The sequence below is a fragment of the Streptomyces sp. NPDC058284 genome, from assembly GCF_042881135.1.
In the GTDB taxonomy this organism is placed as follows: domain Bacteria; phylum Actinomycetota; class Actinomycetes; order Streptomycetales; family Streptomycetaceae; genus Streptomyces.
In genome coordinates, this window is sequence record NZ_JBHVYE010000008.1 from 21226 (window position 1) to 44372 (window position 23147).

Here is a 23147-nt window from a genome sequence, read left to right on the forward strand (position 1 = left end):
GCTATGCGGAAGCCGCCGTGAGGCGCGCGACCTCCGCCTCCGTGAGCTGGAGGTCCGCCACCGCGAGCAGCGCGGGCAGCTGCTCGACCGTGCGGGCGGAGGCGATCGGCGCCGCGACGGTGGGCTGGGCCGCGAGCCAGGCGAGCGCCACGGTCGCGACCTCGGCGCCGCGCTCCGCGGCGATCTCGTCGAGCGCGGTCAGGACGCGGTCGCCGCGCTCGGTGCCCGCGTACTCCTGGACGCGCCCGCTGCGCGCGCTCTCCACCCGCGCACCCGGGCGGTACTTGCCGGTGAGGAAGCCGGACGCGAGTGCGTAGTAGGGCACGGCCGCGAGGCCGGAGCGGGATGCGACCTCCTGGAGCGGGCCCTCGTAGGTGTCGCGGGAGACGAGGTTGTAGTGCGGCTGGAGCGCGACGTAGCGCGCGAGGCCCTCGCGGTCGGAGAAGTCGAGGGACTCCTGAAGCCGTTCCGGGGTGATGTTGGAGGCCGCGATCGCCCGCACCTTGCCGTCCCGCACCAGCTCGTCGAGGGTGCCGATGATCTCCTCGACGGGGACCGACGGGTCGTCGTAGTGCGTGTAGTAGAGGTCGATGTAGTCGGTGCCGAGACGGCGCAGGGACGCGTCGATGCCGCCCTTGACCGTGGCCGGGGAGAGGCCCTTGAAGTCGGGGTGGGCGCCGACCTTCGTGGCGAGGACGACGTCGGAGCGGTTGCCGCGCTCGGCCAGCCACTCGCCGATGAGGGTCTCGGACTCGCCGCCCTTGTTGCCGTCGACCCAGGCCGAGTAGACGTCGGCGGTGTCGATGAAGTTGCCGCCTGCCGCGGTGTAGGCGTCGAGGACGGCGAAGGACGCCGCCCGGTCGGCGGTCCAGCCGAAGACGTTGCCGCCCAGGGCGAGCGGGGAGACCTCGAGTTCGGAAGCGCCGAGTGTACGGAGAGAAGTCATATGTCGCTCAACGTCCCCGACGGTATGCGAATTCCGTCAGGTACGAGCGGCCAATCAGGGGTTCAGGCCCTTGCCCTGCAGCCAGGTCAGCGGGTCGATGCCCGTGCCGTCCGGGGTGTGGACCTCCATGTGCAGGTGGGGCCCGGTGACGTTGCCGGTCGCGCCGACGCGGCCGATGACCTCGCCCGTGGTGACCTTCTGGCCCGCGCTGACATTGAGCGAGGACTGGTGGCAGTACCAGACCTCCGTGCCGTCCTCGAGTTCGAGCACGGTGCGGTAGCCGTACGCGCCCGCCCAGCCGGCCTCCTTGACGGTGCCGGTGTGCACGGCCTTGAGCGGGGTACCCGTGGGAGCGGCGAAGTCCAGTCCGGTGTGGTGGCCCGAGGACCACATGGCACCGGCGTCACCGAAGTGTGAGGTGAGGGTGTACGACGAGGTGGGGATGGCGTAGCTCTTGGCGAGCTTGGCCAGGCGTTCCGCCTCGGCCTTCGCCTTGCGGGCCTCCTCCGCCTTCTTCTTCTTGGCGGCGGCCTCGGCGTCGGCCTTCTTCTCGGCGGCCCGCTGCTGGCCGGCGGCCTGCCGGGCGGCCTGCCGGGCGGTCGCGTCCTCGGCCGCGGTCCGTACGGCGGTGTCGGCCTGGTGCTGCTGGTTCTCGGCCTGCCGCATGATGCGGGCGCGCAGTGCCTCGCCCGCGTCGGTGGTGCCCTGCTCGGCGTCGGCGGTGCTGACACCGGCCGCGGTGAGCGGAGCCGCCGCGGCGGCGTTCGCCGTGGTGTCCGGGGAGTCGTCGGCCAGCAACGAGCCGACGCCGGGCAGCGACTCGGCGTCCGGCAGCGAGTCGGCGACTGTGTCCATGCCCGGCAGGTCGGGCATGGATATGGAGACCGGCGGCCTGCCGTCCTGCGCGGTGGCGATGCCGCCCGCGCCGACGGCGGCGATGACGCCCACACCGAGGACGGTGGAGCTCCGGGCGAGCCCGCCACCGCTCTTCTTGTGCACACGGTGCCTGCCGCGGACGGGACGGACGGACTCCTCGGTGGGGTTCCACTCTTCGAAAGAGCCCTCGTCGTACGAGCCGAAGTCGTCGTCATTCGGTACGTACACGGCTTGGGGGGCAGGCCGGTTGGACGCCACTGGGGCGCGCTCCTTTCCTTCCTTCTCGCCTACCGGGTTAGCTGACGGGTTCGGAGCAGGAAGGTCTCCTACGAGCGTCTGGCGCGGGTGCACGGATGCACGAGGCGCAGAGGCCCGATTCACCCCAAGTTAGTGGTTCCCCGGCTCCCTTGCGGGATTAGGCGCGTGCGCGCGGAGCCGCCTCTAGTGACGGCTGGGACGACCGCGCTGCGTTATCGAACGTTAATAGACAGCGGGTCACTATTCCAAGCTGTTCCGATTGATCGTTAACGCTGTCCACCTGTACGTATGGGGACAGGAGTGGTCAGAACAGGGTGAGTTGACGACACTTCCTCACACCGGGCCGTGCACCGGAACTTCACACTCCCTTGACAACACGTCAGTTGTGATGCGGAGTGGCTCACTTCAATCACCGGCGGTGACGCCCGGATCGGTGACGTCCGGATCCCCCGCGACGGGCCGGCGCACCGCGAGCAGCGCCATGTCGTCGGTCATCCGGCCCCCGGTGTGCCGCCGCACCTCCTCCGCGAGCGCGGCGAGCAGGGCCTGCGGTCCTCCGCGTCCGGGGAAGATCCGCCCGCCGAGCCGGGCCGCCGGATCGTAGAACTCCCCCGTCACGTCGCGCGCCTCCGACAGGCCGTCAGTGTAGAAGAGCAGCATCGCGCCGGGCGGGAACTCCGATTCGTCCGCCCGGTCCGGCCAGACCCCCAGATCGCCCATGCCGAGCGGCAGCGCGGGCTCGCTCGCCGACATGACGCACAGCCGGCCGTCCCCGCGCAGCAGCAGCGGCGCCGGGTGCCCCCGGTTGATCAGCCGTACGCGGCCGTCGGCGTGCCGGATCTCGGCGAGGACGGCGGTGGTGAACCCCTCGAACGCGTCGAGCCCGTCGCGCCGGGTGCCCTCGCGCGCGAGCGCCCGCTCCAGGCGCTGGGCCACCGCCTCTAGGGTGGTCTCCTGCTCGGCGGCCTCCCGGAAGGCGCCGATGACGACGGCGACCGCCGCGACCGCGCCCATGCCCTTGCCCCGTACGTCACCGACGATGAGCCGCACGCCGTGCGGGGTGTCCTGCACCGCGTACAGATCGCCCCCGATGAACGCGTCGGCCTGCGCGGCCTCGTACCGCGCCGCGATGTCGAGCCCGCCGATGCGCGGGTCGGGCTCCGGCAGTACGGCGCGCTGGGTGGTCTCGGCGATGGAGCGGGCGTTGGCGAGCCGGTCGTTGCCGCGGCGGACGACGCGGTTGATGACGATGGCGAGGATTGCGACGGTCACCACGGTGATCACTTCGGTGACGGCCTCGACGCGGCTGTCGGCCCGGGCCCCGAAGTGCAGGAAGAGGACGGCGACGGTGGACGCGGCGCCGGTCAGGACGGTGCTGAGCAGCGAGTAGAAGGGGGCGGCGATCAGCGGGGCGGCCGTGTAGAGGGGGGCCGCGGTGAAGTCCGGCGGGGTCGCCGCGTCGTAGACCACGCCGACCAGCAGGAGCAGCAGCGGCAGGGCCCGGACGAACGCCCATTCGTGCGCGGAGGCACCCCTGTCGCCGGTTCCCGCTCGCTGCCCCACCGCTTGTCTCCCGCCGACTCCGCGCCCATCAACGCGCTCCACTCAGGGTTCCCCCGTCGGGGAGCGGGTGCGAGCCGGTGCGGTCCGACCGGGTTACGGAGGAGGGTCCCCGAGGCGCGCCCGGGGGAAGGGCCGGGAAAACACCTAGGACCCGGGAAAACACCTAGGACCCGGAACCATTGCTGGTTCCGGGCCCTAGGTCTTGAGTAGCGGGGACAGGATTTGAACCTGCGACCTCTGGGTTATGAGCCCAGCGAGCTACCGAGCTGCTCCACCCCGCGCCGTTGAATGCAACTCTACGCCATCCGGAGGGGTGCGTCGAACCACTTCAGGCGTTGCCCGCGTGGGTGAGCGTCTCCCAGGCCACGAAGAGACCGTCCGTCCCCTCCGGCCGCCGGGCCACCGTGTACTTCTCGGTGTACGGCATTTCCAGATGCAGCCGCCCCCGCAGGTGGTTCAGGCCGACCTCCGTGTCGGGTCCCATGTCGCGCCGCACCCTGCCGCCGCACAGCCAGGCGGGCGCCCGCGCGCCCAGCTGGTACTTGGCGTGGAACTCGAAGGCGGCCCGCAACCGGTCCCTGACCTCCCCGTACAGATCGACGCCCTGGTGCCGGGCGGTCTCCGCCATGTGCGAGGCGGCGGCGAGCGAGTAGCTCGCGTGCTTGAAGTTGCGGCAGGTCTCCTGGGAGATCCCGTCGGTGAACGTGCCCTGCCCGAACCAGTACCTCTTCAGCTCGCTCGCCGTGTCGATGCCGCTGCCCTCCGGCGAGACGGGCAGCTTCCCGTCCGACTCCAGGTAGAAGTAGGCGGGCACGCGCGTCCTGAAGTGGTGCACGGCCTTCTCGAACGTGGCGTGGTCGTCGAGGAAGACGGCCATCGACATGGTCGCGTCGGCCATCACCAGGTCCCAGTTGCCGTTGAAGTCGGCGGAACCGTTCCTGACCTGGGGCAGGTAGGCGTTGCGCAGCATCCGCTCGAAACGCAGCAGCGCGCCGTCGCTCCAGCCGTCGTACGTGTAGCGCACGATCTCGGCGGCACGGGCCCATGACGAGGCGGCCCAGGCGGTCTGCAGCCCGGCGTTGGCCTCGGTGTGCCCGGTGATCCGCTTCGACCAGGCGTCCATGATCTGCACGGCCTTCTCGGCGTGCGCGCGCTCACCGGTGACGCTCCAGAGCAGCGCCTGGGTGTACGCGGCCAGGGCGTCCTCGCGCTCCTCGACGCAGCCCTGACCGGGGCGGGTGTCGGGCGGACAGACCACGACGTCGTACGGCTTCGCCGTGTAGTCCGCCGCGGCGAACCTGCTGCTCCGCATCTGCTCGAACGCCGCGAGCCAGGGCTGCTCACGCGCTCCGACGTGGGCGCGGACCCGGTCGAGCTGCTCCTTGCCGACCAGGACGCCGGGGTGGTTGAAGGCGAGGTCGAGGGGGCGGGCCGCGGCCGTACGGGTGTCCGTGCCGCCGGAGCCGCCACCGCAGGCCGCGGCGAGGGCGAGGAGGAGAGGGGCCAGGAGGAGGGCCAGGGCGCGCCGCCCCGTGCCGCGTACGGCTGCCGCCATGCTGCACCTCCGGTTCGGGGCCGGCTCGGGCCCCACCGCTGCGGGCCTCATGCCCTGGCGTTCAGCCTGGCCCGGTGCGCGGGTCGGCGCACCGCCGGGCTGCTCCGTTCGGGCGGCTCGGCGCCGGAGGCGTGTGCCCTGTCCGGGTACGCCGTGTCCGGGTAAGCCATGTCCGGGTACGCCATGTCCGGGTGTGCCGTCCGCGCCCGGGTCCCGTCCTCCGTACGCCCGTCAGATGACCGGCGGCCGGCCGAGGCGGGTCAACCGCCAGGCCGTGCGCCAGCGCATGGGCCGGCGCTCGCCGCACGGTGTCCGCAGCCCTTCGACGAAGCCGGCGGCCCAGGCCTTCAGGCCGGGCAGGGAACGGGTGCGGGCGAGGGTGAGGAGGGTCCAGACGCCCAGGTGGACGGGGATCAGCGGGAGCGGGAGGCGGCGGCGGACCAGCCAGACGCGGTTGCGGGCGGTGTTGCGGTAGTAGACGGCGTGCCGGGCCGGGGAGGTCTTGGGGTGCTGGAGCAGCAGGGCCGGTTCGTAGAGGATCTGCCAGCCGTCGTCGACCGCCCGCCAGGCCAGGTCGGTCTCCTCATGCCCGAAGAAGAACTGGGCGGGCCAGGTGCCGGTGCGGGCCAGCATGGGCATGGAGAGGGCGTGCCCGCCGCCGAGGAAGGCGGTGACCAGGCCCCGCTTCATCGGGTCGGTGGCGCGCAGCCGGGGGATGTGGCGGCGCTGGGTCTCGCCCGTCTCGTCGGCGATGCGGAAGCCGACGATGCCGAGGCGCGGGTTGGCGGCGAACAGGTCGCGGATCCTGCGGAAGACGTCGTCGGCGACGAGCAGTCCGTCGTCGTCGAGCTCGATCACGACGTCCACGTCGCCGAAGTCCGCGAGGCGCTCGATGGCGACGTTCCGTCCGCCCGGGCAGCCGAGGTTCTCGTCCAGCTCGACGGCGGTCACCTTGCCGGGCAGGGAGGGGAGTTCGGGGAGGGGCGAGCCGTTGCCGACGACGACGACGCGGTCGGCGGGTACGTCCTGCATGGCGACGGACGCCAGCAGCGCGTCGAGCTCCCGGGGCCGGTTGCCCATCGTGATGACGGCGACGCCCAGGCGCGGTGGCGTCGGCTGTGGTGGAGTCACGGTGGTCCCTCCAGATGTGCGGCGGAGACCGGCCAGTCAACACCACGGCGCCCCGCGGGGCCGAAGCCGGGCGGGGCGCGGAAGGCGTATGAGGGGGGCGGCCGAGGAGGGACGGGCTGGTGGTCGGGCGGCCGGGCGAACGGCGGTCGGGCGGTCAGGCGGCCTTGGTCAGTTCACCGCTTCGGGTGGCCTCGCTGTCGGCCGGGGGCTGCTCGGTGTCGGCCGGAGCCTGCTCCCCCGCGGCGCCCTTGCCGCCGTCCCGGATGAGGACGAGGGCGAGGACCGCGGCGGCCAGGACGCCCGCGGCTCCGGCCCAGAAGCTGGCCGACATCGCCTCGGTGAAGGCCTCTCGGGCGGCGGTGGCGAGGGCGCTGTCGCCGGTGGTGGCGGCCAGGGCGAGCGCGTCCGGGACGGAGTGCCCTGCCCCTGCCGGGGCGGAGGCGGGCATGGCGTCGGTGTAGGTGCTGGAGAGGACCGTGCCGAGGACGGCGACGCCGAGGGCCGCGCCGGCCTGCTGGACGGTGTCGTTGAGGGCGGAGCCGACCCCGGCGTGCTCGGCGGGGACCGCGCTCATCAGGGCGGCGGTCGCCGCGGGCATCGCCAGGCCGCCGCCGACGCCAATCAGGACCATGGCCGCGGCGAGCATCCCGAACCCGGCGTCGGAGGGGAGCGAGGCGAGGGCGCCGAATCCCGCGGCGATGACGGCCAGGCCGACCGCGGTCATGGGCCGGTTGCCGATCCTGTTGCCGAGGGTGGCGCCGATGCCGTTGAAGACGAGGGTGGCGACGGCCATGGGGGCGAAGGCGAGGCCGGTCTTGGCGGGTGAGTAGCCGAGGACGAACTGCAGGTACTGGGTGAGGACCAGCATCAGGCCGCCGTTGGCGAAGGTCAGCAGGACGAGGGAGAAGCTGGCGCCGCTGAAGACGCGGTTGCGGAAGAGCGAGAGCGGCACCATCGGGGACGCGGTGCGGGTCTCCCAGATGCCGAAGGCCACCAGGGCGACGACGGCGAGGGCGAGCGAGGCCTGCGTACCCATGTCGTCGAGCCCGGTCTTGGCGGACTCGATGATCGTCCAGACGAGCGCGGTCATGCCGACCATGGACAGGGCCATGCCGAGCGGGTCGGCCTTGCGGGCGGGGCCCTTGGACTCGGGCATCAGGACGAGGGCGGCGACGATGGCGAGGCCGGCCACGGGGACGTTCATCAGGAAGACCGCGCCCCACCAGAAGTGGGCGATCAGCACGCCGCCGAGCACGGGCCCGCCGACCAGGCCGACCACGGCCACCGCGCTCCAGGCGCCGATGGCCTTGCGGCGCTCCTCGTCGTCGAAGACGGTGATGAGGATCGACAGGGTGCTCGGCATGATCAGGGCACCGCCGACGCCCATCAACACCCGCCCCGCGATGAGCTGTTCGGGGTTCTGGGCGACGGTGGCCAGGAGGGACGCCGCACCGAAGAGGGCGAGCCCCACGATCATCACGCGCCGCCGTCCGAACCGGTCGGAGAGGCTGCCCGCGGTGAGGAGCAGTCCGGCGAAGACGAGGATGTACGACTCGATGATCCACTGGATGTCCTGGGCGTCCGCGCCCAGATCCTCGGCGATGGGCGGGACCGAGACGGTCAGGACCATGTTGTCGACGACCAGGACGAGCGTGCTCAGGCAGAGCACGATCAGGATGAGCCAGCGGCGCGGATCGCGGCGTACTTCCATCGTGGGACCCCCAGGAAAGTGGGCGGCACGCTCGCCGAGTACGGCGTGCTCTCGTTGCGAACACTGTACGCACTGCGCACGGTGTGCGCAACAGGGGACGGCGTTCGCGTCCCGCAACTGTGCTTGACTCGGGGTGGTTTGACGCTGGAGCAGCCCGGAGGGACGCGGCCGACGGCGGTATCGTCAACGCCTCGTCCGCGATTCCCGCGATTCCGGGAGTGACCAAGCATGCCAACCATCACCGAGCTCAGTGAGCTGAGCGGCGAGTACGCCCTCGACGCCGACCGCACCCGGATCGGGTTCGTCGGCAAGCACTCCGTGGGGCCTCGAGTACGCGGCACGTTCGAGGAGTTCGAGGGCAGTGCTCACCTCGACGGCGACAACCCGGCGAAGTCCCACGTCCGGCTCACCCTGCGGGCGGCGAGCCTCCAGACCGGCAAGCGGATGCGCGACGACCCGTTGCGCGCCAAGTTCCTGGACGCGGCCAACCACCCCGTCATCACGTTCACCTCGACCGAGGTGAAGCAGGTGGACGGGGCCCGCTTCCGGGTCACCGGCGACCTGACGCTGCGCGGCACGACGAGGCCGCTCACCCTGGATGTCGAGTCGACCGGCGGCGAGAGCGACGCCGACGGCCGCCTCCTGGCCGGTTTCCGCGGCGGCGCCACGATCAACCGCAAGGACTGGGGCGCGACCGCCAACGCCGTGGACACGCTCATCGTCAGCTCGCAGGTGACGGTGGAGTTCGAGGTGGTGGCGGTACGGCAGCCGTGACGGCTCGGGCATCGGCGGCTCGGGCATCGGCGGCTTCTCGCCCTGCGGTCGACGGGTATGTGTGAGGTGTACAGGGATGGGGACCTGATGGTCAGGCCCGGGTTCAGCAGCGATCCTCTGGAGGGCTGACCGGGCCAGGTTCCTCCGGTTCAGCAAAGAGCCGGGGGAGCCGCGTGTATGGGCCGCTCACATCACGGCGCCCCGCTCACAGACCCGCCGCGCGACGTCCCGACGACGAGTTGTTCGGTGGCCGCCATCGTGACCACCTTCTTGCCGCGCAGGACGAGGATCCCGGCCGCGTCGCACCCGTCCACCAACTCGACGGCGGACGTGCTGATCTGCCGCAGCGTGGCGTCGACGGACTCCTGCGCCAGGAGGTCGCGCGCCATCGAAGCCATCTGCAACGCGAACCGACGCCAGTCCATGGCCAACCCCACCCCTGCCGTCCCCGGCCCACCGTCCCCGGCCTGCCGGCCCGCCCCGCAAGCCTGACACGACCGGAGCCGCCTGGACGGCTCTTCGCCGATCCGGGTGGCTCCGTCCCTATCGGCTCGTCGCCACTTCGCGCGCCAGGTCGGCCAGCCACGAGGGGCCGTCCCTGCCGATGACGCGCAAGCTCGTGCGCAGGCGCCCGCGATGGCGGGACGAGGTCACGTCGCGCAGCAAAGGCGGCAGCCGCGACAGCGGCTCTTCGGCCTCTCGCCAGGCCTTGAGCCGTACGAGTGCGTCCAGCTCGGCCGTGGCGTAGTACAGAGCTCCGCGTCCCGACGGATCGGCCGCCTCGACCAGCTCCCGGGCCCGCTCGAAGCGCGGTATCGCACGCGCGGGTTCACCCAGCGACAGGGCGACCTCCGCCTCGTGCCCGGTGACTTCCAGATCGTTCACCCACCACGACCACAGCGGATCACGGGGATCGAGGGAGTCCTCCAGGGCGCCGCGCGCCCTCCCGATCGCCTGCCGCGCCCGCGCGTGGTCACCGGCCGTGGCCAGGGCCCGACCGCGTCGAAGTTCGGTGAGCAGTGCCACACGCGGCGGCACTCCGCGACCGGCGATCTCCTCACAGAGAGACAGCGCCTCCCCCACCCGGCCGCTCTCGATCGCCTCCAGAGCCAGGAGATCCATGGCGAACCACTGCATGGAGCGGTCGCCCGCCCGCTGCGCCATGTCCAGGGACTCCGACCATGCGGCCCGGGCCTCCGCACGGCGTGCCGCGTCGAACAGCAACCAGCCCGCGATCTCCGCGAGTTCGGCGACAACGCTCAGCTGGGCCTTGTCATCCTCCGTGATCTTCGCGCGTTCGGAACGCCACACGCGGATCGCCGCGTCCGCCACATGGTCGCCACCATGCGCGTTGTCGTGGTCGAGCAGCCACCCGGCCCGCTCGAGGACCACGGCGTGCGGGTGATCGTCCCGCGGTTCATCGGCCTCCGCGCGGGCACGGGTGGCAGCGCGATCCAGATCTCCCTGCAAGAGGCCTCCCCCAGGCCGCGGGCCGGCGACCGATCGCCGGGACCCCCGAACACACTGAAGGCCCAGCCGGAGCGCTCTCCGGCTGGGCCTTCCACGTAGGCCGCGTGGGACTCGAACCCACAACCAACAGATTAAAAGTCTGCTGCTCTGACCAATTGAGCTAGCGGCCCGCCCGCCCAGCATAGCCGTACGGTCCGACGAGCCTCACAGCCTTATCCCCGCCGGGCGCGCCCGGCCCCAACTCGGCGTCCCAGCACGGCGGTGGCGGACGTTCCCCCACCCGGCGGCGGACCGTGGGGGCGGCGGGGCAGACATCCGGTCGCACCGCAAGGCGCCTGAACTGCGAATTCGGAATTGACAGGGGTGGAGCAATATGCCCCGCCCATTCCATTCATCGGCGGTTCAAGGCGGTTCACATGCGGAGAATTGCGCATTGACAGGCGCCCGGCGTCATGCCTCCGAATATCTCCGGGAAGCCGATTCCCGCGCACCGTTCAGAGAATTGACACGGGCCCCCCGCTATGCCCCGGCGACCTGCGAAAAAACAACAGTCCAAGCAATTGACAGGGGGATACGGAATTGCTTACGTTCCTCCTCGTCAGTTTTCACCGACCCGACCCCTAGGGAATTCGTGACCACATCCCCTTCGCTGTCGAAGTCCAGGCAGCAGTTGATCCTCGCCGCTCTCATGGTGTGCTCGCTCCTGATCTGGCTGGACAACACCGTCCTGAGCACCGCCCTGGAGACCCTCGCCGACCCGGCCCGCGGCCTCGACGCCGGGCCTGCCGCGCTCCAGTGGGCCACGGGCTCGTACACCCTGGCCTTCGCCACCCTGATGTTCACCGCGGGCGCGCTGGGCGACCGGTTCGGGCACCGGACCGTGCTCGTCAGTGGTCTCGTGGTTTTCGCCGCCTCTTCGGTGTGGGCGGCATATGCGGGCGACGCGAATCAATTGATCGCCGCTCGTGCAGCGATGGGTCTGGGCAGCGCGCTGATCATGCCCGCGAACCTCGCCATCCTCATGTGGACCTTCACCGGCCCCGCGCGCTCGACCGCGATCGCCATTTCCTCGACGTCCGCCGGTGTCGGAATGGCCGCGGGCCCGGTGCTCGCCGGGCTGCTCCTCGACCATTTCTGGTGGGGCTCGGTCTTTCTCGTCAATGTCCCGGTCGTAGTGCTCGCGCTGATCGGAATCACCACGCTGGTCCCGAATTTCCGCAGCCCCGTCCGGCGTCCCCTCGACCCGGCCGGCATGCTCCTCTCGATCACCGGGCTCGCGGCGCTGGCCTACGGTCTTATCCGGGCGGGGCAGGTGGCCGCCTGGGGCCGTACCGACGTCTGGGCGCCGGTCGCCGTCGGCCTCGTCCTGCTGACCGCCTTCGTCCTCGTCGAACTGCGCACCAGGATGCCGAGCTTCGACCCCCGCCTGCTCGCGCAGCGCACCTTCGGCGGCGGCAACGTCGCGCTCGGCCTGCTCCTCTTCGCCGTGACCGCCGTCACCTTCTACAACGCGTTCTACCTGCAGGGCGCCCGCGGCTACACGCCGACCGAGGCGGGCCTCGCCGGTCTCCCGACCGCGCTCGGCGCGATCCTGGGCGCGCCCGTCGGCGCCCGGCTCGTGCGCCGCTGGTCGCTGCGCGCCGTGTCCGTGCCCGCGCTCGTCGTGGCGGCGCTGACCATGGGCGCGTACGGGTTCTTCGGCCTTGGGACCCCGCTCGGCTGGATCGAGGCCCTGCTCCTCGTCCAGGGCCTCACGATCGGCATGGTGCTCGGTCCTGTGACGGCGGCGTTGATCAGCTCGCTGCCGCTGGAGCGGGCCGGTGCCGGATCGGCCGTCACCAACACCGTGCGGCAGACCGGCAGCGTGCTCGGCATCGCCGTCGGCGGCACGATCATGTCGATCGTGTACCGGCGCGCGATCGAACCGTCGCTGGGTGACGTACCCGCGTCGGTACGGGACCGGGCGGGTGTCTCCGCCGAGCAGGCCCGGCACGTCGCCGCCGAGACCCACCGGCCCGCTCTCGCGCACGCCGCCGATGACGCGTTCGTCCACGCCATGCACGTCGGCGCGGTCTGGATCATGCTCGTCGCGCTCTTCGGGGCGGCTGTGCTCGTACTTTCCCTGCGTCCGGCCGGGAAGACCGGGGCACCGGCCGGGAAGCCGGAGCAGGAACCGGCACCAGCACCAGCACCAGCACCGGCACCGGCACCGGAGCCGACCGGCTACGTCACGGAGCCCGCGAGCTGACCGGCCCATAAGCCGCCCGACCGCCGCGACCGTCCGGAGCACCTCCGCCCCTCACGGGTCGAGGGGCTCCGGGCGGCTCGCGCGCGCCGCGTCGCGGGCCCGCGTGCGGGCGTGGTCCGGGTTGAGGAACCAGTGCCTGGCCGACGCCAGCCACCAGGCCGCCGCGAATCCGAGAACGACGAGCACCGCGACCGGCGCGTAGTTGAAGGTCTCCCAGGTGACCGGCGACACCTGCGGCAGCATGAACAGGACGGTGATCACGCCGACCCACCCCACCGCGACGACACCGACCGGGCGGGACCAGCGCCCCAGGTGCCAGGGCCCGCGCTCGAAGGCGTCCCCCTTGCGCAGCCGCAGCAACGTCGGGACGACGTAGGCGATGTAGAGCCCGATGACGGCGATCGAGGTCACCGCCGCGTACGCCGTGACGTTGATCAGGTACGGCAGGCCGAGCACCAGCGCGCCGAGCGCGGCCAGCCACACCGCGGCCACCGGCGTCCTCGTCCGCGGGCTGACCGAGTGCCAGATGTGCGAGTACGGCAGCGCGCCGTCCCGCGAGAAGGCGTAGATCATGCGGGAGTTGGCGGTCACCGAGGCCATGCCGCAGAAGAGCTGGGCGCCGATCACGACGAGCAGGAGCAGCTTGCCCGCCGTCGCGCCGAGTGCGTCCAGGAGGATCTGGGCGGGCGGCGCGCCCGTCGCCGAGCCGCGGGCGCCCTCGTACGACTGGATGGCGAAGGTGAAGCCGAGGAGCAGGACGAAACCCGCTATCCAGGAGGTCCAGATGGCCCGGACGATGCCCTTGGGGCCCGCCGTCGAGGCGTCGTGGGTCTCCTCCGTCATGTGCGCGGAGGCGTCGTAGCCGGTGAAGGTGTACTGCGCCATGAGCAGCCCGATGAGGACGACGTAGAGGCCGCTGCCCCAGCCCGTGTTGTTCACGAACTCGGTGAAGACGAAGGACGCCGACCGGTGCGAGTCCGGCGAGAACGCGAGCGCGCCGACGATCACCGCCACCCCGGCCACGTGCCACCACACGCTGACGCTGTTGAGCAGCCCGACGATGCGCACGCCGAAGGTGTTGACCAGCCCGTGCAGCACGAGGATCGCGGCGAAGAGCAGGATCGTGCGCTCCTCGGTGACCGCGAAGTCGAACTGGAGGTTCAGGTACGCGCCGAGGAACGACGCCGCGCCGAAGTCGATCCCCGCGGTGACGGCGACCTGCCCGAGCACGTTGAACCAGCCCGTGAACCACGCCCACGCGGCGGCGGAGCGGGCGGGCGCGAGCCGGTGCGCCCAGAAGTAGAGCCCGGCGGACGTCGGGTACGCGGAGCAGATCTCGGCCATCGCGAGCCCCACGAAGAGCGTCATCAGGCCGACGCCGACCCAGCCCCAGGTGATCACGGCAGGGCCGCCGGTGTTCATCCCGAACAGGTACATGGTGAGGCACCCGGACAGGACCGAGATGATCGTGAACGAGACGGCGTAGTTGGAGAACGCGGACATGCGCCGCGCGAGGACCTGCGTGTAACCGAGCTGGGCGAGACGCTCCTCGTCGGAGCCGGGGGCGGGGGCGGAGGCGGACATGGGGGCGCGCGCGGTCGTGGGTGGTGGCTGTTTCCGTTCGCTCGGGTCACTTGTCATGCCCCCAGCGGTTCCCTCGCCGTGGGCGCGCCATGCGCGGGGCGGCCCGTGCGGGTACGACGAAGGGCCCGCACGGCGCGTACGCCGTGCGGGCCCTTCGTTTTCGGTTCAGCTAGGCCCGTCGGGCCGGGCGGTCACCGCTCAGCCGTTGCGCTTCCAGCGCGGCTTGTCGTCGCGGCGGCCGAAGGAGCCCGTGCCGGAGCCGGTGCGGTCGTCACGACGGTTGTGGGCCGGACGGTCGTGGCCACCGGAGCGGAAGCCGCCACCGGCGGGGCGGTCGTCGCGGCGGTCACGGTTGAACGGACGGTCGCTGCCGCGGTGGCCGCCGGAGGGGCGGTCGTCGCGGCGGAAACCGGCGCCGCCACCACGGTTGTCGTCACGGCGGTCACGGTTGAAGCCGCCACCGCGGTTGTCGTCGCGGCGGAAGCCACCACGCTCACCGCCACGGTCGTCACGACGCTCGAAAGAACGGCCACCACGGTCGCCACCACGCTCGTCGCGACGGAAGCCACCACCACGGTTGTCGCCGCCACGGTCGTCACGACGGTCACGGTTGAAGCCGCCACCACGGTTGTCGCGACGCTCCCGCTCGTAGTTGCCGCGCTCGTCGCGCTGCGGACGGCGGTTGTCGTACGAGGAGGAGCGCTCCTCGCGGACCGGGCGCTCGGCCACCTGCTGCTCGGCGACCGACGCGGCCTCGACGGCGGCCTCGGCGGCAGCGGCGGCCTCGGCCACCGCGGTCTCCGGGTCCTCGCCGCGCTCGCGGGCGGCACGCGCGGTGAGGCGGTCGGCCTCCTCGCGCAGCTCGGCGGCGCGGCGGGTGGCGCGCTCCAGCTCCTTGGTGAGGTCCTTGACCTCACGCTCGGCCTGGGTCGCGGCGTTGCCCGCGGAGTCGGCCTGCACCTCGGTCATGGAGCGGGCGCCGGTGATCTCGGCGACCTCCGGCTCGAAGGTGCCGCCGCCGTTGATGATGTGGCGGCTGGCGTCGACGCCGGCGTCCTCCATGAGGCGGAAGATCTGGCGGCGCTGGTGCGGCAGCGAGAGGGACACGACCGTGCCGGAGCGGCCCGCGCGGGCGGTACGGCCGGAACGGTGCAGGTAGTCCTTGTGGTCGCCGGCCGGGTCCACGTTCAGGACCAGGTCGATGCCGTCGACGTGGATGCCGCGGGCGGCGACGTCGGTGGCGACGAGCGCGTTGACGTAGCCCTTCTTGAAGTCCTCCAGGACGCGCGTACGGGCGCCCTGCGTCATGCCGCCGTGCAGCGCGTCGGCCTTCACGCCCGAGTCGCAGAGCTGCTCGGCGATGCGGTCGGCGCCCAGCTGGGTGCGGACGAAGATGATCGTGCGGCCCTTGCGCGCGGCGATGGCGGCCGTGACGGGCGCCTTGTCGCGGGGCTTCACGATGAGGATGTGGTGCGTCATGGTCGTGACGTTGCCCTGGGCGCTGTCGACCTCGTGCGTCACCGGGTTGTTCAGGTAGCGCTTGACCAGCGTGGAGATCTCGTTCTCCATGGTGGCCGAGAACAGCATGCGCTGGCCGCCGCCGGGAACCTGGTCGAGCAGCTCGGTGACCTCGGGCAGGAAGCCCAGGTCGGACATCTGGTCGGCCTCGTCGAGCACCGCGATCTGGGTGTTCTCGAGCGAGCAGGCGCCGCGGTTGATCAGGTCGCGCAGGCGGCCCGGGGTGGCGACGAGGATGTCGACGCCGCGCTCCAGGGCGTAGATCTGGTTGCTCATCGACGTACCGCCGCAGACGACCTTCATCTTCAGGCCGAGCACGTCGCCGTAGGGCTGGAGGGCGTCCGCGACCTGCATCGCGAGCTCACGGGTCGGCGTGAGGATGACGCCGCGGGGCTTCTTCTTCTCGGTGCGGCCCTCGGACGCCAGCGTCGCGAGCATCGGCAGACCGAAGGAGAGGGTCTTGCCGGAGCCGGTGCGGCCGCGGCCGAGGATGTCCTTGCCGGCCAGGGCGTCCGGGATGGTCGCGGCCTGGATCGGGAAGGGGGTGGTGACGCCGTTCTGCGCGAGCTTGCGGACGATGCCCTCGGGCAGACCGAGGTCGGTGAACGTGATCTCGGGCTCGGCGTCGGCCTCGGAGGCGTCGGCCTCGGGGGCTTCGGCGTCGGCTTCGGCGTCGGGGGTGACCTCGGTGACGTCCTGGGTCTCGACGACCGCGACCGGCTCGACGATCTCGGCGATGGCCTCTGTGGCCTCGCTCACGATGGTCTCGACGATCTCGTTCTCGGGCAGGACGGCGTGGTCAGAACTGAAAATGGACATGCGAAATGCGAAACCTTCCGGAGTCTCGGCACGCGCCCGTCAACTCCGTGATTTCGCAATGGACCGCCTCTGTGCGGTCAGCCACGGCAAGGGAGAGTACGCGCCACGCGGCGCTCTTCTGTGTCGGCGCCGGGCAAATGGGATCAAACGATCTACCACCATACGCACCCCCCACCCCAAATGGCAAACCGCCCTCTTTCGGAGCCGCCGATCGGCTGCCGGGGACCGGCCGGAACCGGGCGGCCGAGCTACCTGGGCCGCGCTACCTAGGCCCCGCTTCCGGCGACGGCTCCCGCGCCGGGACCTCCGCGTTCCGCCGCTGCAGCTGGGGGTCCTGTCCCGACCCCTCCGACGAGGACGGTTCCGGAGTGGTCGGGTCCGGCGTCGGGGTCGGGGTGGGCTTCGGCGGGTCGGGCGGGGCGCTGGTCCGGGTGGGGGTCGGCTTCGGCCGCGTCGGCGCCGGGCGGCCCGGACCGCCCGTCCCGGCCGGCTTCACGTCGGCCGTGGCGGCGGACGACTCACCGGGCCCGGCGCCGCCCGCCCCGGAGTGGCCCGAGCGCGACGCGGCGCCCTTCCCGCGCCCCGCACCCTTGCCGTCCCCCGACCCCTTGCCCTTCCCCTTCCCGCCGCCCTTCCCGCGCTCGCCCCCGCCCGCGAGATCACCGCCCCGCGTCACGGAATCACCGTCCGACGCGGCCGCCCCGCCGTGCCGCCCCGCGGACCGGCCGGGCCCCGGGGCGCCCCCGTCGTCACTGACGCTCATGCAGCCCGCGGTCGCCGCTACGGCCACCGCGACCGCGGCCCAACGGACGGGAACGTACAACTGGCGCACGGCCGAGCACCTCCTGAGGCGCTGAGAATCCAGACGCCCTGCCCAACTCCCACGGCCCGCAAGAAGACACGGAGGGCGCCCCGCCCGAGACCCCGTCCGCCCCTCGCCCGCACCCGCCCCGCGCACCGGCCCCGACGCCCTCGCTCACCCGTACCCGAGCGCGTGCAGCCGGGCGTCGTCGATCCCGAAGTGGTGGGCCACCTCGTGCACCACCGTGATCTCCGTCTCGGCGACCACCTCCTCGCGCGAGGAGCACATCCGGAGCGTCGGCCCCCGGTAGATGGTGATCCGGTCCGGCAGGACGCCCGCGTACCACTCGCCCCGGTCGGTCAGCGGAGTCCCCTCGTACAGCCCGAGCAGCTCGGGGTCGTCGGAGGGCGGCTCGTCCTCGACGAAGACGGCCACGTTGTCCATCAGCCGCGTCAATTCCGGCGGAATACGGTCGAGCGCCTCGCCGACCAGTTCCTCGAACTCCTCGCGCGTCATCTCCAGCACTCCCCCATTGTCGGCCACCGCACCGCCCCCGTCCCGGCATACCTGCCTCGCCAATTGGGCATACGGGACCAATGGCCCGCGACTTCACGGTCGTCCTGAAGGGCGTACGCGGGGTGGGCACCGCCCTCGTAGGCCACTACCGCGCTCGCCGCACCCACCCGACCCACGAGCTGATCAGCCCTCCGCACCCGTACGCGCGCGCCCTCGGCCTCGTCGCGGTCGTCCTCCTCGGCGCCTGGCTCGGCCTGCTCATCGTCGGCAGCGTCCGCGCGCCGGTCGGCCCGATGGACACCCGCATGACCCTGCGCCCGTCCGTGTCCGGCGGCACGAAGATCAACGTCTCCCCACTCGGCGCCCTGGAACTCCGCTCGCACACCGCGCCCCTGCGCCTGGACGTCGATGTGGACCGCCTCGATCCGGTGCGGGCCCAGGCCCTGGTCGACCACCCCGAGCGGCTCGCGGGACTCCAGGAGGAGGTCGCGCGCGACGTCGGGCACGGCACGCTCGACCTCGCCTTACGCTCCTGCGTCGCCGTCGTCTCCGGCGCCACGGCGCTCGGCCTCGCCGTCTACCGCCGCCCCCGGCGCGCACTCGCCGCGGGCGGCCTTGCCCTCGGCCTCCTCGCGGCCTCGGGCACGGCGGCGTACGCCACCTGGAACCCGAAGTCCGTCCTGGAGCCGAAGTTCTCCGGCCTGCTCAGCAGCGCCCCCTCGGTCGTCGGCAACGCCCGCAGCATCGTCAGCGAATTCGACGTCTACCAGCAGGAGTTGGCGCGCCTTGTCACCAACGTGACCAAGCTCTACGACGTGACGTCCACCCTCCCCGCGTACCAGCCGGACCCCACCACGATGCGCGTCCTGCATGTCTCGGACATCCACCTGAACCCGGCGAGCTGGAAGATCATCTCCTCCCTCGTCGACCAGTACGACATCGACGTCATCGTCGACTCGGGCGACACCATGGACCACGGCTCGGCCACCGAGAACGGCTTCCTGGACCCCGTCGAGGACCTCGGCACCCCCTACGTATGGGTCCGCGGCAACCACGACTCGCGCACCACCCAGCGCTACCTCGCGCGCTTCAAGAACGTCCACGTGCTCGACGACGGCAGGGCCGAGACCATCGCCGGCCTGCGCTTCGCCGGCATCGGCGACCCGCAGTACACCCCCGACCGCTCGGTCGAGGCCGAGGGTGACGCGGTCGAGCACATGGCGGGGATACGTCTCGCCTCCGCCCTGCGCGCCGAGCGGACGGCAGGCACCCCGGTCGACGTGGCGATCGCGCACAACCCGACGGCGGCGCGGGAGACGGACGGCGAGGTGCCGCTCGCCCTCGCGGGCCACGTGCACCACCAGGAGATGGACGTCATGGACGAGGGCACCCGGCTGCGCATCGAGGGCTCGACGGGCGGCAGCGGGCTGCGCGCGGTCGAGGGGAAGTACCCGGATCCGGTCGAGGCGTCGGTGCTCTACCTGGACCGTACGACCAAGCGGCTGCAGGCCTGGGACGAGATCAAACTGGGCGGTCTCGGCCTGACGAAGGCGGAGGTCAGCCGCCATCTCCCCAAGGAGAACCGCCCCGGCGCACCCACCTCGCCGGCCGCCCCCACCCCGTCCGGCTAAACCGTTTTGGCGATAGCTCCCCGCATCCCATATGCTTCTCACGTCCCCGACGCGCTGCAAGGCGCACACGGCGGGCCTCTTAGCCCTCATCGTCTAGTGGCCCAGGACGCCGCCCTTTCAAGGCGGTAGCACGGGTTCGAATCCCGTTGGGGGCACGCAACATCGTGTGCGAGACTAGTGCTCGCACAACGCTTGGTCCTGTGGAGCAGTTTGGAGTGCTCGCCACCCTGTCAAGGTGGAGGCCGCGGGTTCAAATCCCGTCAGGACCGCTTGCGATTCCACGCGGATCGCGTGGCTGGGTAGCTCAGTTGGTACGAGCGATCGCCTGAAAAGCGATAGGTCGCCGGTTCGATCCCGGCCCCAGCCACCTCTTCCAGAAGCCCCGCCACCGGCGGGGCTTCTGTCGTTCCCTGCCCCGTCACGCCCCCGCGTGGGCCGGCGCCGACACCCGGCCGCCCGGATGGCGGTGCCGCCACACCCAGAACACCGTCGAGGACACCAGCGCCCACGCGCCGAGCACCAGGAACGGGAAGGCGTGCTGGTGGCCGCCGAAGTAGACCGCCGTGTGCTGCGCGTTCACCGACGCCCCCGGCGGCAACCACTGCCCGATGTGCCCGAGCACGGACGGCAGCAGCGGCCACGACACCGCGCCACCGGACGACGGGTTGCCGAGGAGCACCATCAGGCCCCACGTCGGGAGCATCGCCCAGCGCCCGAACAGCGTGTTGAACATCGTGAAGACCATGCCCGACGCGAACATCGTCAGCGCCAGGATCAGCCAGGACTCGATGAAGGGAAGGTCCAGGGCGCCGAGCCACCAGTCCACGACCGCCGCGATGACGAACGCGCCGAGCAGCGCGTACAGGACGGTGAACCCGATCCGCTCGGCCGGGTTCAGGCCGCGCGCGTGGACGCTCAGCTGGATCGCCCCCACGAAGCCGATGATCACGGCGGCGAGGGAGATGTAGAAGATGGCGAGGCCCCGCGGGTCGCCCTCCTGGAGCGGCTTGACGTCCTTCACCGTGACGGGGACGCCGACCTTCTCGCCGACCTTCGGCGCGGTCTCCGCGAGGACCTGCGCGACGGAGGCACCGGACGCCCCGGAGACGTCCAGCGTGACCTTGTCGCCGCCGCGGGCCACGTCCAGGATCGCGAAGACCTTCTGCTCCTCCACGTCCAGCCGCGCCGCTTCACGGGTGTCGTACCTGCGCACCTCCAGGGAGGCGTTCAGTGCCTTCTCCATGCCGTCGAGGAAGGCCTTGCCGCGGGCGGAGTCGCCCTTGTCCTTGGCGTCGACCACCGCGGTGGGGATGTGGTGCGGGGTCGGTTTCGCCATGGAGAACGTGTACGAACCGGCGAAGAGCCCGGCGGCGGCCGCCAGGATGAACACCAGCACGATCGCGGGCAGGAAGGGCGACTGCTTGAACGCGTCCCACCGCTCGCCCCGGGTGGGAACGCGCCCGTGCGCGCCGTGCTGGTGTGCACCGTCGTGGTGTGCACCGTCGAGGTGTGCACCGTCCTGGTGAGGCTCCGGCTCATGATCAGGCATACGAATACGCTAAACCACGCATACGCATCCTTCTCACTTGATAACGGGCGAATCCTCGGTAATGGGCGAATCCTCGGTAACGGGCGAATCCGGCCTGTCGCTCTCGCGCCTGCGCCACCCGCGTACCCCGAGCACGGCCCCCACCAGCACCACGACCCCCACGAGCAGCACCGAGTCCGGCACCGCCCTGCCGAGGTCCCCCGCCCACTGCTCCACCGCGAAGGAGTCGTCGACGTCCAGGAGGCCGGGCAGCGCCGTCGTCCCGTCGTAGGCGAGGAACAGCGTCCCGAGCCCGACGAAGAACAGCCCCGAGAGCAGCGACGTCGTGTGCAGCTCGAACCGGCCGAGCCGGAACGTCCGCCCCCGAAGCCACCTGCGCCGCCCCAGGTCGAACCGCTCCCACAGCAGCGCGAGCAGGAAGAGCGGCACGGCCATCCCCAGCGCGTACACGGCGAGCAGCAGCCCTCCGTAGACCGGGCTCCCGCTCACCGCGGCCACCGTCAGGACGCTGCCGAGGATCGGCCCCGCGCAGAACCCGGCGAGCCCGTACACCGCCCCCAGCGCGTACACGGAGAGGGCGGTCGTCGGCCGGATCCGGCCCGAGAGCTCCGCCATCCTGCGCGAGGCGAACCCCATGCCGAGGATCTGCAGCACGCCGAGCCCGATGATCAGCCACCCGGCGGCGAGCACCAGCTGGTCGCGGTGGCCGAAGAAGAACCGCCCGGCGTAGGACCCGGCCGCGCCGAGCGGCACCAGCGTGGTCGCGAGCCCGGCGTAGAAGATTCCGGTGCGTGCGACGAGGCGCGAGGCCGAGTCGATCGAGTAGGCGAAGAAGGCCGGGAGCAGCAGTGCGCTGCACGGGCTGACGAGGGCGAGGAGACCGCCCAGGAACGCGGCGAAGTACCCGACGTCGGCGGTCACTTCTTCTTCCCCCCGCCCTGGGCCGAGGGCTTCGCGTTCTTCGCGGCCGTCTCGATCGCCTGGTGGAAGACATGGTCCGGCTGGGCGCCCGAGACGGGCCGCCCGTTGATCAGGAAGGACGGCGTCGACGCGGCCCCGAGGCCGTACGCCTCCTCCTGGTCCTTGCGCACGGCGTCGCCCGCCGCGTCGCTCCCCGCGTCGGTGACGAACCGGCCGACGTCCTTGACGCCCGCCTCCTGGGCGAGCTCCTTCAGGCGGTCGTCGCCGAAGCCCTTCTCCTTGGACCCCTCGGCGTACGCGGCCTCGTGGAACTGCCAGAAGCGGCCCTGGCGCCCGGCCGCCCACGCGCCGCGCGCGGCCCGCTCGGAGTCCTTGCCGAAGATCGGGAAGTTGCGCCATTCGATGCGCAGGGTGCCGTCGTCGACGTACTTCTTCACGAGGCCGGGCTCGGTGTCGCGGGCGAACTTCCCGCAGAAGCCGCACTTGAAGTCGGCGTACTCGACCATCACGACGGGCGCGTCGGCGCGCCCGCGCGCGAGCGGGTCCTTGGCGTCACGCCGCGCGAGCTTCTCCAGCTCGGGATAGACGCCCGCCTGCGTCTCGGTGGAGGGCGTGGCGCCCGCGGCCTCCTCCTGGACGGTGGCGTCGCCGGAGTCCTCCGGCTTGGTCGCCGTGTACGAGGCGACGCCGAGCAGCAGCGCGGCGACGGCGACGCCCGCGCCGATGGCGATGTTGCGGCTCTTCCGGCGGTCGGCCCTGCCGCCGTTCGTGTTGCGGTTCTTGATGTCGTTCTTGGGCATCGATGCGGTCTCTCTTGTCCTGTTGTACGTCTGCGTTGGGGCCCCTGGTCCGGACAGGGGCCTCCTACACGCGCAGGACCGAGAGATCGACGGGGGACGGCGCCACCAGCTCCGGCGGGCCACGCACCGGGGTCAGGTCGAGGACGGCCCGGTCGGCGCCCCACGAGCCGTCGGCGCCATGCGCCTCGTACAGCGCCGGCAGCAGTTCGTACGCGGAGCTGGAGCGCGGCGGCGACGCGGGGTGCTCCCCGCCGTCCTGCCGCCCGCCCTTGCCGCAGCCCGGCGGCGTGTCCTGTCCCGTCGCCGGGTGCGCCGCCACGGGCTGTGCGGCGGCCACCGCGGGCACGGAGCGCGCCGCCACCACCGGCGCGCAGAACATCCCGACCAGTACGAGCAGCGCCCCGAGCAGGAGGCACCACGGCGTACGGGTACGGGACAACATGCCCGGAATCGTACGTGCCGGGGCGGCCCCGGG

General features: G+C 71.7%; 18 protein-coding genes, 5 tRNA genes, 1 pseudogene and 1 riboswitch. Of the genes and pseudogenes, 7 read left to right on the forward strand and 17 right to left on the reverse strand.

The annotated features are described in order from the left end of the window. Position 1: 1 nt before the first annotated feature. The 7 genes from ACFVYR_RS13645 to ACFVYR_RS13675 all read right to left on the reverse strand — a co-directional run bounded on the left by ACFVYR_RS13645 (position 2) and on the right by ACFVYR_RS13675 (position 8040). Positions 2–946, reverse strand: coding sequence for an aldo/keto reductase (locus ACFVYR_RS13645; RefSeq protein WP_384256111.1), 945 nt, complete (start codon positions 944–946; stop codon positions 2–4). A gap of 54 nt (positions 947–1000) precedes the next feature. Continuing rightward, the gene (locus ACFVYR_RS13650; RefSeq protein WP_384256109.1) at positions 1001–2080 is read right to left on the reverse strand and encodes a M23 family metallopeptidase; all 1080 of its coding nucleotides are present in this window, start codon (positions 2078–2080) and stop codon (positions 1001–1003) included. Between the two features lie 11 nt (positions 2081–2091). Continuing rightward, positions 2092–2254, reverse strand: a riboswitch (cyclic di-AMP (ydaO/yuaA leader). 231 nt (positions 2255–2485) lie between these two features. After that, positions 2486–3643, reverse strand: coding sequence for a PP2C family protein-serine/threonine phosphatase (locus ACFVYR_RS13655; RefSeq protein ID WP_384256106.1), 1158 nt, complete (start codon positions 3641–3643; stop codon positions 2486–2488). Positions 3644–3850: 207 nt separating this feature from the next. Next, a tRNA-Met gene (locus ACFVYR_RS13660) sits at positions 3851–3924 on the reverse strand. 47 nt (positions 3925–3971) lie between these two features. Next, complete coding sequence (locus ACFVYR_RS13665; protein ID WP_384256104.1) at positions 3972–5198, reverse strand: alginate lyase family protein; 1227 nt, start codon at positions 5196–5198, stop codon at positions 3972–3974. 231 nt (positions 5199–5429) lie between these two features. Continuing rightward, positions 5430–6278: a glycosyltransferase family 2 protein gene (locus ACFVYR_RS13670; RefSeq protein WP_384256149.1), complete on the reverse strand. Its 849-nt coding sequence runs from the start codon at positions 6276–6278 to the stop codon at positions 5430–5432. 205 nt (positions 6279–6483) lie between these two features. Continuing rightward, positions 6484–8040: an MFS transporter gene (locus ACFVYR_RS13675; protein WP_384256101.1), complete on the reverse strand. Its 1557-nt coding sequence runs from the start codon at positions 8038–8040 to the stop codon at positions 6484–6486. A gap of 228 nt (positions 8041–8268) precedes the next feature. On the opposite strand from ACFVYR_RS13675, the gene ACFVYR_RS13680 reads away from it, so the two are divergent. Next, complete coding sequence (locus ACFVYR_RS13680) at positions 8269–8814, forward strand: YceI family protein (protein WP_384256099.1); 546 nt, start codon at positions 8269–8271, stop codon at positions 8812–8814. A 218-nt stretch (positions 8815–9032) separates the two neighbouring features. Here the strand turns inward: ACFVYR_RS13680 and ACFVYR_RS13685 are convergent. From ACFVYR_RS13685 to ACFVYR_RS13695, 3 genes and pseudogenes are all read right to left on the reverse strand, one after another. Then, a pseudogene (locus tag ACFVYR_RS13685) lies at positions 9033–9239 on the reverse strand (antitermination regulator); the annotation flags it as partial. 118 nt (positions 9240–9357) lie between these two features. Then, positions 9358–10284, reverse strand: a complete 927-nt coding sequence (locus ACFVYR_RS13690; RefSeq protein WP_384256097.1) for an XRE family transcriptional regulator — start codon at positions 10282–10284, stop codon at positions 9358–9360. A 96-nt stretch (positions 10285–10380) separates the two neighbouring features. Further along, positions 10381–10454, reverse strand: a tRNA-Lys gene (locus ACFVYR_RS13695). Between the two features lie 461 nt (positions 10455–10915). Here ACFVYR_RS13695 and ACFVYR_RS13700 point away from each other — a divergent pair. After that, positions 10916–12532 (forward strand): MFS transporter, encoded by a 1617-nt coding sequence (locus tag ACFVYR_RS13700; protein ID WP_384256094.1) that lies wholly within the window; start codon positions 10916–10918, stop codon positions 12530–12532. A gap of 51 nt (positions 12533–12583) precedes the next feature. Here ACFVYR_RS13700 and ACFVYR_RS13705 read toward each other — a convergent pair whose 3' ends face one another. Together ACFVYR_RS13705 and ACFVYR_RS13710 are read right to left on the reverse strand one after the other, a co-directional pair. After that, complete coding sequence (locus ACFVYR_RS13705; RefSeq protein WP_384256147.1) at positions 12584–14116, reverse strand: amino acid permease; 1533 nt, start codon at positions 14114–14116, stop codon at positions 12584–12586. A gap of 198 nt (positions 14117–14314) precedes the next feature. Next, complete coding sequence (locus tag ACFVYR_RS13710) at positions 14315–16453, reverse strand: DEAD/DEAH box helicase (RefSeq protein WP_384256092.1); 2139 nt, start codon at positions 16451–16453, stop codon at positions 14315–14317. Positions 16454–16821: 368 nt separating this feature from the next. On the opposite strand from ACFVYR_RS13710, the gene ACFVYR_RS13715 reads away from it, so the two are divergent. After that, on the forward strand, positions 16822–17310 hold the full coding sequence (locus ACFVYR_RS13715; RefSeq protein WP_384256090.1) for a hypothetical protein: 489 nt from the start codon (positions 16822–16824) through the stop codon (positions 17308–17310). A 119-nt stretch (positions 17311–17429) separates the two neighbouring features. Here ACFVYR_RS13715 and ACFVYR_RS13720 read toward each other — a convergent pair whose 3' ends face one another. After that, entirely contained in the window at positions 17430–17780 is a 351-nt protein-coding gene (locus ACFVYR_RS13720) for a metallopeptidase family protein (protein ID WP_384256087.1), read from the reverse strand. 71 nt (positions 17781–17851) lie between these two features. Between ACFVYR_RS13720 and ACFVYR_RS13725 the strand changes: the two genes are divergently transcribed. The 4 genes from ACFVYR_RS13725 to ACFVYR_RS13740 all read left to right on the forward strand — a co-directional run bounded on the left by ACFVYR_RS13725 (position 17852) and on the right by ACFVYR_RS13740 (position 19769). Beyond that, positions 17852–19402 (forward strand): metallophosphoesterase, encoded by a 1551-nt coding sequence (locus tag ACFVYR_RS13725; protein ID WP_384256085.1) that lies wholly within the window; start codon positions 17852–17854, stop codon positions 19400–19402. A gap of 82 nt (positions 19403–19484) precedes the next feature. Then, positions 19485–19557: transfer RNA gene (locus tag ACFVYR_RS13730), tRNA-Glu, on the forward strand. Between the two features lie 39 nt (positions 19558–19596). Continuing rightward, positions 19597–19671 (forward strand) — tRNA-Asp (locus tag ACFVYR_RS13735). Between the two features lie 24 nt (positions 19672–19695). Next, positions 19696–19769: transfer RNA gene (locus ACFVYR_RS13740), tRNA-Phe, on the forward strand. A gap of 51 nt (positions 19770–19820) precedes the next feature. Here ACFVYR_RS13740 and ACFVYR_RS13745 read toward each other — a convergent pair. The 4 genes from ACFVYR_RS13745 to ACFVYR_RS13760 form a co-directional block, all read right to left on the reverse strand. Further along, entirely contained in the window at positions 19821–20951 is a 1131-nt protein-coding gene (locus ACFVYR_RS13745; protein ID WP_384256083.1) for an ABC transporter permease, read from the reverse strand. A gap of 33 nt (positions 20952–20984) precedes the next feature. Beyond that, complete coding sequence (locus ACFVYR_RS13750; protein WP_384256080.1) at positions 20985–21872, reverse strand: cytochrome c biogenesis CcdA family protein; 888 nt, start codon at positions 21870–21872, stop codon at positions 20985–20987. After that, complete coding sequence (locus ACFVYR_RS13755) at positions 21869–22672, reverse strand: DsbA family protein (protein ID WP_384256078.1); 804 nt, start codon at positions 22670–22672, stop codon at positions 21869–21871. Before ACFVYR_RS13755 ends, ACFVYR_RS13750 begins: the two co-directional genes overlap by 4 nt. A 64-nt stretch (positions 22673–22736) precedes the next feature. Then, the gene (locus ACFVYR_RS13760) at positions 22737–23114 is read right to left on the reverse strand and encodes a hypothetical protein (RefSeq protein ID WP_384256076.1); all 378 of its coding nucleotides are present in this window, start codon (positions 23112–23114) and stop codon (positions 22737–22739) included. Between the last annotated feature and the right edge of the window lie 33 nt (positions 23115–23147).

What these genes read in the sequence shown, in the direction of transcription:
- ACFVYR_RS13645 (WP_384256111.1), bottom strand. Translation starts at nt 946, where the DNA reads ATGACTTCTCTCCGTACACTCGGCGCTTCCGAACTCGAGGTCTCCCCG.
- ACFVYR_RS13665 (WP_384256104.1), bottom strand. Translation starts at nt 5,198, where the DNA reads ATGGCGGCAGCCGTACGCGGCACGGGGCGGCGCGCCCTGGCCCTCCTC.
- ACFVYR_RS13670 (WP_384256149.1), bottom strand. Translation starts at nt 6,278, where the DNA reads ATGGGCAACCGGCCCCGGGAGCTCGACGCGCTGCTGGCGTCCGTCGCC.
- ACFVYR_RS13675 (WP_384256101.1), bottom strand. Translation starts at nt 8,040, where the DNA reads ATGGAAGTACGCCGCGATCCGCGCCGCTGGCTCATCCTGATCGTGCTC.
- ACFVYR_RS13680 (WP_384256099.1), top strand. Translation starts at nt 8,269, where the DNA reads ATGCCAACCATCACCGAGCTCAGTGAGCTGAGCGGCGAGTACGCCCTC.
- ACFVYR_RS13705 (WP_384256147.1), bottom strand. Translation starts at nt 14,116, where the DNA reads ATGTCCGCCTCCGCCCCCGCCCCCGGCTCCGACGAGGAGCGTCTCGCC.
- ACFVYR_RS13710 (WP_384256092.1), bottom strand. Translation starts at nt 16,453, where the DNA reads ATGTCCATTTTCAGTTCTGACCACGCCGTCCTGCCCGAGAACGAGATC.
- ACFVYR_RS13725 (WP_384256085.1), top strand. Translation starts at nt 17,852, where the DNA reads ATGGCCCGCGACTTCACGGTCGTCCTGAAGGGCGTACGCGGGGTGGGC.
- ACFVYR_RS13745 (WP_384256083.1), bottom strand. Translation starts at nt 20,951, where the DNA reads ATGCCTGATCATGAGCCGGAGCCTCACCAGGACGGTGCACACCTCGAC.
- ACFVYR_RS13755 (WP_384256078.1), bottom strand. Translation starts at nt 22,672, where the DNA reads ATGCCCAAGAACGACATCAAGAACCGCAACACGAACGGCGGCAGGGCC.
- ACFVYR_RS13760 (WP_384256076.1), bottom strand. Translation starts at nt 23,114, where the DNA reads ATGTTGTCCCGTACCCGTACGCCGTGGTGCCTCCTGCTCGGGGCGCTG.